Consider the following 7,925-nt stretch of genomic DNA (forward strand, 5'->3'; position numbering starts at 1 on the left):
GTGGTCCGGGGGCGATCGCAGGCGGGGCACGCCACGGGGGACCGCGTCGGAGGTCGGTCGGGGCGGTTGTCGCTCTTGTCGTGGCCGTCCTGATGGTGGTCGCCGGTGGGGTGTGGGCCGTGACCTCGCTGGACGACGGGAAGGGTGCGGCGGCGACCAAGAAAGCGTCCCCGTCCGCGGAGTCCGCGTCGGCCGGGGGCGCTTATCCGTACGGCGAGGACGTCGGGCTCAAGAAGGCGCTGCGGACCGGGGATTGCGTGCACGCGGTGTGGACCGGGGTGGCGTTCGCGTCGCGGCCCGAACTGGGTGTTGTGAGCTGTGCGCACGACGTTCCGGACGGGCAGGTGATGGCGGTCGACGCGGCGAGCGACTTCGCCGACGCGCGGGACCACGGGGGCGAGCGGTGCGCGGGCAAGGTGAAGGGGGTGGCCGGGTCCCTGGCCGACGCGGGTGTCTACGCCCTCACTCCGACCGAGGCCGGCTTCCGGGCCGCCGGGGGCGGTACGGCGTGTCTCGTGCTCGGCAGGCATGTGCCGATCGGCGGGGAGATAGGGCGCTTCCGCAGCACCGGGTCGAACGTGTGGACCACCGAGATGAGCGTCGGTGACTGCTGGCTGTATGTCGCCCACAAGACGTACTTCACCGCGAACCTGACCGACTGTGCCGATCGGCACACCGACCAGGTGATCGGTTTCGTGACGGCCCCGAGGACGATGGCGTTCGAGGAGGCGCTGCGGCAGGGGAACAAGCTGTGCGGCGACAAGTTCGAGTCGACTTGGGCGCCCGGTGCCGGCCGTTCCGTCTTCGGGTATCTGTCCGACGAGACCAACTGGAAGGCCGGTTTCGACTCGGTCGTGTGCACCGTGGGCCGGGCCGACCGCTCCCGGACGAGCGGGGCGATATCGTCCTCAGGGACGACCGCCTGAGCGCTGTCCGCCGCGAGTTCACCCGGGGTTGGCCTGCCCGTCGCCTCCGGGTGCCAGCCTCCCGGACCGGGGCATCCGGCCGGGAGGGGACACGCATGGAGAGCGGGCCTGCGATTTTCGCGGGGTTGGTGTTCGCCCTGTTCGGAGGCGCGCTGCTGCTGTGGACCGTGGTCAGGGTCCGGCACCGCGAACCCGTCGCCCAGGGTGTGAACCCGGTCGCATCGGCGACCCTCGCGAGCCTCGCCGCGGTAGCCGCCCTGCTCCTCGGAACCTGGTGCTTCCTGCACGTCTGAGCAGCGCGCCGGAGCCGCGGCGCGGACCATCGGCGGACAACCAGGGGATCACCCTCCGGATGGCTCCGAAAAGGCCGGCGGGGACTCCGGGCGGCAGGAATGGCGGTAGTCGGGTTACCGTTCGAGTGGCCGTTGCGGGCTTTTCCCGTTTGACACGGGGGCGGGATGTACCGTCACACTCCGCAGCGTCACCATGACCCGACCCTGGGACCAAGCGACCCCGGGGAGATGCAGGCACGTCCCCGCGCCGCCCGGCAAGCACTCTCGCCGCACCGGTCGAAGGCCCTGGTAGCTCCGCTACGAGGACCTCCGCCGGTACACCGAGAGCACGCACGGAACGACGCGGAAACGCACCTGCTCCTCCCCGGAGCCGTTTGCCCCGGGGGAGGCCCCAGCGTCGACCGGAGAGAAGAGCGAAGTTGTCCCCGACCAGCGAGACCGCACACGGCGGCCGCCGACTCGTCATCGTCGAGTCCCCTGCCAAGGCGAAGACGATCAAGGGCTACCTCGGCCCCGGATATGTCGTCGAGGCGAGCGTCGGGCACATCCGCGACCTTCCCAACGGCGCCGCGGAGGTGCCCGAGAAGTACACCGGCGAGGTCCGCCGCCTCGGTGTGGATGTCGACCATGACTTCGCGCCGATCTATGTGGTCAACGCCGACAAGCGGGCCCAGGTCAAGAAGCTCAAGGACCTGCTCAAGGACTCCGACGAACTCTTCCTGGCTACCGATGAGGACCGCGAGGGCGAGGCCATCGCGTGGCACCTCCTTGAGGTCCTGAAGCCCAAGGTCCCGGTCAAGCGCATGGTGTTCCACGAGATCACCAAGGACGCGATCCGCGCCGCCGTCGCCAATCCGCGCGACCTCAACCAGCCCTTGGTCGACGCCCAGGAGACCCGTCGTATCCTCGACCGCCTCTACGGCTACGAGGTCTCGCCGGTCCTCTGGAAGAAGGTCATGCCGCGTCTGTCGGCTGGCCGCGTCCAGTCCGTCGCCACCCGGCTCGTCGTCGAGCGGGAGCGCGAGCGCATCGCGTTCCGTTCCGCCGAGTACTGGGACCTGACCGGCACCTTCGGGACCGGCCGGACCGGTGACGCGAGCGACCCGTCGACCCTCGTCGCCCGCCTCCAGGCCGTCGACGGCAAGCGCGTCGCCCAGGGCCGCGACTTCGACTCCCTGGGCCAGATCAAGGGCGCGAACACCCTCCACCTCGACGAGGCGAACGCCCGCGCGCTGGCCGCCGCCCTGGAGGACACGCGGTTCGCCGTCCGGTCCGTCGAGTCGAAGCCGTATCGACGTTCGCCGTACGCCCCGTTCCGTACGACGACGCTCCAGCAGGAGGCCAGCCGCAAGCTCGGCTTCGGCGCGAAGGCCACCATGCAGGTCGCGCAGAAGCTGTACGAGAACGGCTACATCACCTACATGCGTACGGACTCCACGACCCTGAGCGAGACGGCGATCACCGCCGCCCGCGCCCAGGTGACGCAGCTGTACGGCGCCGACTACCTGCCGGCCCAGCCGCGCGTGTACGCCGGGAAGGTCAAGAACGCCCAGGAGGCGCACGAGGCGATCCGCCCGTCGGGTGATCGTTTCCGCACGCCCGCCGAAACCGGCCTGACCGGCGACCAGTTCAAGCTCTACGAGCTGATCTGGAAGCGCACCGTCGCCTCCCAGATGAAGGACGCGGTCGGCAACTCCGTCACCGTGAAGATCGCGGGCGCCTCGTCCGACGGCCGGGACGTCGAGTTCAGCGCCTCCGGGAAGACGATCACCTTCCACGGGTTTTTGAAGGCCTACGTAGAGGGCGCCGACGACCCGAACGCCGAGCTGGACGACCGCGAGCGCCGGCTGCCGCAGGTCGCCGAGGGCGACGCGCTGACCGCCGAGGAGATCACGGTCGACGGGCACGCCACCAAGCCCCCGGCCCGCTACACCGAGGCCAGCCTCGTCAAGGAGCTCGAAGAGCGCGAGATCGGCCGCCCGTCGACGTACGCGTCGATCATCGGCACGATCCTCGACCGCGGCTACGTCTTCAAGAAGGGCACGGCCCTGGTGCCGTCCTTCCTGTCCTTCGCCGTCGTCAACCTCCTGGAGAAGCACTTCGGGCGGCTCGTCGACTACAGCTTCACCGCCAAGATGGAGGACGACCTCGACCGCATCGCCAGCGGCGAGGCACAGGCCGTGCCGTGGCTGCGGCGCTTCTACTTCGGCGAGGGCGAGGCGACGGGCGCCGCCGAGGCCGGCAACGGCGACGGCGACCACCTCGGCGGCCTCAAGGAACTCGTCACCGACCTGGGCGCGATCGACGCCCGCGAGGTGTCGTCCTTCCCGGTCGGCAACGACATCATGCTGCGCGTCGGCCGCTACGGCCCCTACGTGGAGCGCGGCGAGAAGGACTCCGAGAACCACCAGCGCGCCGACGTCCCCGAGGACCTGGCGCCGGACGAACTCAGCGTCGAGCACGCGGAGGAACTGCTCGCCAAGCCGAGCGGCGACTTCGAGCTGGGCGCCGACCCCGAGTCCGGCCACCAGATCATCGCCCGCGACGGCCGCTACGGCCCGTACGTCACCGAGGTGCTCCCCGAGGGCACCCCGAAGACCGGGAAGAACGCCGTCAAGCCGCGTACGGCCTCGCTGTTCAAGTCGATGTCCCTCGACACGGTGACGCTCGCCGACGCCCTCAAGCTGATGTCGCTGCCGCGCGTCGTCGGCAAGGACGCCGAGGGCGTGGAGATCACCGCGCAGAACGGGCGCTACGGGCCGTACCTGAAGAAGGGCACGGATTCCCGCTCGCTGCAGACCGAGGACCAGCTCTTCACGATCACCCTCGAAGAGGCGCTGGAGATCTACTCCCAGCCCAAGCAGCGCGGCCGGGCCGCCGCCAAGCCGCCGCTGAAGGAGCTGGGCACCGACCCGGTCAGCGAGAAGCCCGTCGTCGTCAAGGACGGCCGCTTCGGGCCGTACGTGACCGACGGCGAGACCAACGCGACCCTGCGCTCCGGCGACAGCGTCGAGGAGATCACCCCGGAGCGCGGCTACGAGCTGCTCGCCGAGAAGCGGGCCAAGTCGCCCGCCAAGAAGACGGCGAAGAAGGCCCCGGCGAAGAAGACGGCGGCCAAGAAGGCGCCCGCCAAGAAGACGACGACGGCCAAGAAGACCGTCGCGAAGAAGACGACGACGGCCGCCAAGAAGACGACCACCGCCGCCAAGACCGCGACGGCCAAGAAGACGGCCACCTCCAAGGTGACGTCCGAGGACTGACCCCCACCCTTCCTGCACCACAGGGTCGCGAAACGAACGCCCCGGCATCACTTTGGTGTCGGGGCGTGCGCAGGTCCGGGCGGGCGCGGCTTGTTGTCGGTGCCTGCCGATAGGCTGAAAGCATGACGCCAGCCGAGCAGCCAACGGCCCACCAGCCGGCCCCCGACGACGCCCTTGTCGCGGACTCCCGCGAGCGTGCCGTCCGCGCCCTGCTGCGCCAGCCGCAGCTCAAGCGGTTGTGGAGCGCACAGCTCGTGACGGGTGTCGGTGACACCCTCGCCCTTCTGGTCCTGGTCGTGCTCGCCTTCCAGGCGGCCATCGCCCAGGGCTCGTTCGGCGGTGGTTACCGGGGTGTGGCGTTCGCGGTGGCGACCGTCTTCGGGGCGCGCATCCTGGCGACGCTGCTCTTCGGGGCGGTGCTGCTCGGCCCGCTCACCTCGCTCACCTCCCAGGAGGGGCCGCTCGACCGGCGCTGGACCATGGTCGGCGCGGACGGTCTGCGGGCCGCGCTGCTGATCGTCGCCCCGCTGTGGATCGACTGGACTCCGGACAACGCGCTGGCCGTGCTCCTGGTGACCGCCTTCGTGACCGGGGTCGCCGAGCGCTTCTGGACGGTGTGCCGCGAGAGCGCGGGACCCGCCCTGCTGCCCGCCCCGCCGCTGGAAGGCGCCACGGTCCGGCCGCTGCCCGACCACATGGACGCGCTGCGCCGGCTGTCGCTGCGCACGAGCTTCGTGGCGATCCCCCTCGCGGCCGCCGCCCTAGTCGTGGCGGCCCTGCTCAACAACCTGCTGGGCACGGGCGTCGCCTGGTTCGACCAGCACCAGGCCGCGCTCGGTTCGTACGTCGCCGCCGGACTGTTCGCCGCGTCCCTCTCCGTCCTGACCGCCCTGGAACTGCCCGGAATCCGCACCCCGCGCGCGCGGTCGCCGCTCGAAGGGCTGCGCCGCCCCAGGACGGGCACCGGCGTCGACAAGGGCCGTACGGGCGCGATCGCGCTGCTCGTGGTCGCCTGCGCGGCCGTCGCCGCGGCGATCTCCGCCGCCGTCGCCGTGTCCGTGCTCCAGGCCCAGGACCTGCACGGCGGCCCGGTGACCTTCGGGCTGCTGGTCCTCGGACTGACCGGCGGGGTCGTGGTCGGCATCCGTACGGCGCCCGCCCTGCTGCCGACGCTGTCGCGCCGCCGCCTGCTGACGCTGGCCATCGCCTTCACCGGCATCGCGCTGCTCGCCGCGGGCCTGGTCCCGGACGTCACCACCGTGCTGCTGATCGTCGCGCTCGCCGGCATCGGCGCGGGCGTGGCCGCCAACACCGGGCACACCCTGCTCGATCAGGAGGCCGAGGACTACCGCCGGGCGCGTACGACCGAGCACCTGCACGCGGTCGTACGGGTCGCGGTGGCGCTCGGCGCGCTGATCGCCCCCCTGGTGGCGGCGCTGATCGGCCCGCACCGCCTGGAGAACGGCAAGTTCGTGTTCGCGCACGGCGGTGCCGCCTTCACGCTGATGCTGGTCGGCGCCCTGCTGCTGCCGGTCGCCGCGCTGGTCCTGGCCAAGGTCGACGACCGCTCCGGAGTGCCGCTGCGACATGATCTGCGGGACGCGCTGCTCGGCGGCGACGACCCCGACACCGTGCCCGCGAGCACCGGCTTCTTCATCGCCCTGGAGGGCGGCGACGGCGCCGGGAAGTCCACCCAGGCCGAGGCCCTCGCCGAGTGGATCAGGGGCAAGGGACACGAGGTCGTGCTCACCCGCGAGCCCGGCGCGACACCGGTCGGCAAGCGGCTGCGGTCGATCCTGCTCGACGTGTCGTCGGCGGGACTGTCCCACCGCGCGGAGGCGCTGCTCTACGCCGCCGACCGCGCGGAGCACGTCGACACCGTCGTACGACCGGCTCTGGAGCGCGGCGCGGTCGTCGTCTCCGACCGCTACATCGACTCCTCCGTCGCCTACCAGGGCGCGGGCCGCGACCTGTCCCCGACCGAGATCGCCCGCATCAACCGGTGGGCGACCGACGGACTCGTCCCGCACATGACCGTCCTGCTGGACGTGGACCCGGAGACCGCCCGCGAGCGGTTCACCGAGGCCCCGGACCGACTGGAGTCGGAGCCCGCCGAGTTCCACGCGCGCGTACGGTCCGGTTTCCTCACGCTGGCCGCCGCCGACCCGAGCCGCTACCTGGTGGTCGACGCGGGCCAGGAGCCCGAGGCCGTCACCACGGTGATCCGGCACCGCCTCGACACCGTCCTGCCGCTCTCCGAGGCCGAGATCAAGGCCCAGGAGGAAGCGCGCAAGGCCGCCGAGGAGGAGGCCCGCCGCAAGGCCGAGGAAGAGGCCGCCCGCAAGGCCGAGGAGGAGCGCCTGGAGCGTGAGCGCCAGGAGCAGCTCGCCCAGCTGCGCGCCGAGGAGGAGGAGCGCAAGCGGCGCGAGCTGGAGGAGGCCCAGCGCCGCGAGGCCGAACGCCAGGCCGAAGAGGCCCGGCAGCGCGCCGAGGACGCACGCAGGCGTGCCGAGGAGGAGAAGGCCCGTCTGCTCGCCGAGGAAGAGGCCCGCGCCGCGGAGGAGGCCCGCCGCAGGGCGGAGGCCGACCGGCTCCGCAAGCAGGCCGAGGACGAGGCCCGGCTGCGCGCCGAGGCGGAGGCACGGCGGCTGGAGAAGCAGCGCAAGGCCGAGGCGGCCCTGCTCGCGGCCGAGGAGGCCCGTCGCTTGGCGGCGGAGGCGGCGGCCGCGGCGGAACGGGCGGCTCGCCAGCCGACGGCTCCCGCGGTGCCCGCCGCTCCGGAGGCCAGGCCTGAGGCGTCGACTGTGCCGACGCCGGTGGTGAAGCCGGGCGCGGGGGCTGGTGCCGGTGCACGAGGGCGGTCGGCGGAGGATACGGCTGTGCTGCGGCCGGTGAGTTCCGGTTCCGGGGACGAGACGGCCGTACTGCGGTCGGTGTCCGGGGACTCCGAGGCGCCCGATGCCGAGGTGCGCGATTCCGACGTACGTGACTCCGACGTACGTGACTCCGAGAGGACGGCCGAGCTGCCGCAGCCGCCCGCTCCGGCGGGGGCCGCGGACGAGACGGCCGTACTGCCTCCGGTGTCGGCTGCGGAGGAGACGGCCGTGCTGCCGCCGGTCGGTGCCGCGGACGAGACCGCGGTGCTGCCGCCGGTGCGCGACCAGGGGCCGTCGGACCGGGTGCCCGCGGGCTACTTCCGGGACGAGCGTCCGGGCGACCGGACCGAAGGCGGCGAGGACCGCACCCGCGAACTGCCCCAGGTTGACGAGCAGGGCGCGCCCCGGCGCCGGCCGCGCCCCGACTGGGCCGAGGAGACTCCCCTGGACGACCTGCCCTCGCTGGCCGACGAACTGCTCGGCCCGCGCGAGGACGGCGACTTCGACCGTGACGACGACACCGGGCGTGGACGGGGTCGCGGCCGGGGGCGCAGGGGCTGACGGCCACGG

General features: G+C 72.2%; 4 protein-coding genes. All 4 read left to right on the plus strand.

What is annotated here, in order from left to right; all coding sequences use genetic code 11:
- Positions 1-926: septum formation family protein (locus AC31A1_RS41795; protein ID WP_489658311.1), on the plus strand; the 926-nt coding region annotated here is incomplete at its 5' end.
- A 95-nt stretch (positions 927-1,021) separates the two neighbouring features.
- Positions 1,022-1,219 (plus strand): hypothetical protein, encoded by a 198-nt coding sequence (locus tag AC31A1_RS41800; protein ID WP_266769886.1) that lies wholly within the window; start codon positions 1,022-1,024, stop codon positions 1,217-1,219.
- 419 nt (positions 1,220-1,638) lie between these two features.
- The gene (gene topA / locus AC31A1_RS41805) at positions 1,639-4,479 is read left to right on the plus strand and encodes a type I DNA topoisomerase (protein WP_489658312.1); all 2,841 of its coding nucleotides are present in this window, start codon (positions 1,639-1,641) and stop codon (positions 4,477-4,479) included.
- A 122-nt stretch (positions 4,480-4,601) separates the two neighbouring features.
- Complete coding sequence (gene tmk, locus AC31A1_RS41810; RefSeq protein ID WP_489658313.1) at positions 4,602-7,916, plus strand: dTMP kinase; 3,315 nt, start codon at positions 4,602-4,604, stop codon at positions 7,914-7,916.
- Positions 7,917-7,925 lie beyond the last annotated feature (9 nt).

The sequence above is a fragment of the Streptomyces sp. P5F9 genome, from assembly GCF_057961495.1.

What these genes read in the sequence shown, in the direction of transcription:
- AC31A1_RS41800 (WP_266769886.1), top strand. Translation starts at nt 1,022, where the DNA reads ATGGAGAGCGGGCCTGCGATTTTCGCGGGGTTGGTGTTCGCCCTGTTC.
- tmk (WP_489658313.1), top strand. Translation starts at nt 4,602, where the DNA reads ATGACGCCAGCCGAGCAGCCAACGGCCCACCAGCCGGCCCCCGACGAC.